The sequence below is a fragment of the Actinotalea sp. JY-7885 genome, from assembly GCF_014525465.1.
Classification (GTDB): Bacteria; Actinomycetota; Actinomycetes; order Actinomycetales; family Cellulomonadaceae; genus Actinotalea.
The window spans coordinates 1-2789 of sequence record NZ_JACEXH010000275.1 but is presented as its reverse complement, the minus strand read 5'-3'; the positions used below and the strand labels follow the sequence as shown (position 1 = coordinate 2789).

At 75.5% G+C, this 2789-nt stretch carries 2 protein-coding genes and 1 pseudogene; 2 read left to right on the top strand and 1 reads right to left on the bottom strand.

The features are described 5' to 3' along the window. Positions 1-924: serine/threonine-protein kinase (locus tag IDM29_RS16175; protein ID WP_188037788.1), on the bottom strand; the 924-nt coding region annotated here is incomplete at its 3' end. Between the two features lie 121 nt (positions 925-1045). On the opposite strand from IDM29_RS16175, the gene IDM29_RS16170 reads away from it, so the two are divergent. Together IDM29_RS16170 and IDM29_RS16165 are read left to right on the top strand one after the other, a co-directional pair. Next, on the top strand, positions 1046-2545 hold the full coding sequence (locus IDM29_RS16170) for a trehalose-6-phosphate synthase (protein ID WP_255491750.1): 1500 nt from the start codon (positions 1046-1048) through the stop codon (positions 2543-2545). Then, positions 2542-2789 (top strand): annotated as a pseudogene (locus tag IDM29_RS16165) (trehalose-phosphatase); the annotation flags it as partial. The gene IDM29_RS16170 and the pseudogene IDM29_RS16165, both read left to right, overlap by 4 nt.

The window sequence follows — 2789 nt, the reverse complement described above, 5'->3', positions numbered from 1 at the left end:
GGCGCCCGCGGGCGCCGCGACGACAGCGGTCGCCGGTACGCCCTCGCCGGTGTCGCGGCCCGCGCCCGGCACCCCCAGGACCGCCGTGGCGCCGGCCGTCGCCGGCGCGTCGGTGTCACCCTGGGCGGCACGCCGCAGCTCGGCCACGACCTCCTCGGGCTCGGTGCGGCGCCACGGGTCGACCGCGAGAGCGCCGCGCAGGGCCGCCGCCGTGCGCGGCGCGAGACCGTCCAGGTCGGGCTGGCCCGTGCGGGCGCGGGACAGCACGGCCTGCAACGGCGGCCCGCCGAAGGGCGGCCGGCCCGTCGCGGCGAGGGTGAGCAGCGCGGCCCAGCCCCACCAGTCGCCCGACTCGGACGGCTCGGCGCCGTCCAGCAGCTCGGGTGAGAGGTACCCGGGTGTGCCCATGACCAGCCCCGTCGAGGTGACCCGCACGTCGTCGACGGCCTGGGCGATGCCGAAGTCGATGAGCACGGGGCCGCGCGAGGTCACCATGACGTTGCCCGGCGTGAGGTCGCGGTGCAGGACGCCGGCCTCGTGCACGACGGCGATCGCGTCGTGGAGCCGCTCCGCCAGGTCGGCCAGCTCGCCGGGGGGCAGGGGGCCGCGTGCCGTGACGTGCGCGCCCAGGTCCTGGCCGTCGACGAGCTCGGTGACGACGAAGGCCTCGGTCGAGTCGATCTCGGCGTCGAGCACGCGCGCCACCCCGGGGTGGCGGATGCGCTGCAGGTGGCGCACCTCGCGCTGCAGGCGCTCGCGCGCGTCGGGGTCGGCCCCGAGGTGGGGGTGGAGCAGCTTGAGCGCGACGGTCGCCCCGTCGCCGTCCGCGGCGCGGTAGACGGCCCCCATGCCGCCGCGGCCGAGCGGACCGATCACGCGGTAACCACCGATCTCCGTCCCCGGGGTCACCTCGATGCGCTCCATGACCGCACGGTAGCGGCGCGCGCGCGCCGGGTCACCGAGGCGCGCACGGCCGGCGCGGACGCCCGAGCGCGCCGTGACGGACCTCGATAGCCTCGGTCGCGAGATCCGAGGGGTGAAACGCGTGACGTCGTCGACGCAGCAGTACGAGCTCGTGGTGGTGGCCAACCGCCTTCCGGTGGACCTGACGGTGGACGAGGACGGCAGCCAGTCGTGGCGCCGCTCCCCCGGCGGGCTGGTGAGCGCGCTCGAGCCGGTGATGCAGGCGACCCACGGCGCGTGGGTGGGCTGGAGCGGCTCGGCGGACGTCGAGGCCGACCCCTTCGACGCGGACGGCATGCGCCTGATCCCGGTGACCCTCAGCGCGCAGGAGATCACCGACTACTACGAGGGCTTCTCGAACGACACGCTGTGGCCGCTGAGCCACGACGTCATCAGCCCGCCGGAGTTCCACCGGCACTGGTGGGACGCCTACCGCCGCGTGAACCGCCGCTTCGCGGAGGCGGCCGCCGGCCTCGCGGCACAGGGCGCCGTGGTGTGGGTCCACGACTACCAGCTCCAGCTCGTCCCCGCGCTGCTGCGCGAGCTCCGGCCGGACCTGCGCATCGGGTACTTCCACCACATCCCGTTCCCGCCCCTGGAGATCTTCGCCCAGCTGCCGTGGCGGCGGCAGGTCGTCGAGGGCCTGCTCGGCGCCGACCTGGTCGGCTTCCAGCGCTCGGGCGACGCGGCCAACTTCACGCGCGTCGTGCGACGCCTCACGGACCTGACCACCCGCGGACCGCTCGTGACGGTCCCGACGCCCGACGGCGAGCGCACCGTGCGGGCCGCGGCGTTCCCGATCTCGATCGACTCGTCCCGCTTCGACGCCATGGCGCGCCGGCCCGAGGTCCGGGCACGCGCCGCGGAGATCCGAAAGGACCTGGGCGACCCGCAGGTCCTCCTGCTCGGGGTCGACCGCCTCGACTACACCAAGGGGATCAGCCACCGGATCAAGGCCTACGGCGAGCTCCTCGCCGACGGCAAGCTCTCGGTCCCCGAGGCGACGCTCGTGCAGGTCGCGAGCCCGAGCCGGGAGAACGTGGAGGCGTACCAGCAGCTCCGGGACGAGGTCGAGGGCCTGGTCGGGCGCATCAACGGCGAGTTCGGCGGCATCGGCTCGGCGGCCATCCACTACCTGCACCACTCCTACCCGCCCGAGGAGATGGCGGCCCTGTACCTCGCGGCCGACGTCATGCTCGTCACCTCCCTGCGCGACGGCATGAACCTCGTCGCCAAGGAGTTCGTCGCCGCGTGCGTCGACGACCGGGGCGTCCTCGTGCTGAGCGAGTTCACGGGCGCGGCGGACGAGCTGGCCGGGTCGCTGCTGGTCAACCCCCACGACATCGACGGGCTGAAGGGCGCGATCGACCGTGCGGCGCGGATGGACCGCGGCGAGATGCGCAAGCGCATGCGCAAGCTGCGCCGCCGCGTGCTGAGCGACGACGTCACCAAGTGGTCGAACAGCTTCCTCGCGGCCCTGGGGGCGGGGGCGGACGGCCGCGAGCCGCCCGTCGTCGAGGACGCGCACCTGCGCCTCGCGCACCAGCCGAGCCACGAGGAGCCGCGCGGGGGCAGCCGGTGACGGCGCCCTCCCCCGACGCCGCGCCGGGACCCGCGCTCTCTGACGCCGTCGCCGACCTGGCACGGCGCCTGGCCGACGGCGAGCAGGTGCTGGTCGCGCTCGACTTCGACGGCGTGCTCGCGCCGCTGGTCGACGACCCGGCGGCGAGCCGGCCGCTGCCCGCGGCCGTCACGGCGCTCGAACGGCTCGCCGGCGTGCCCGGGCTGCACCTCGCGCTCGTCTCCGGCCGCGCCGTCGCCGACCT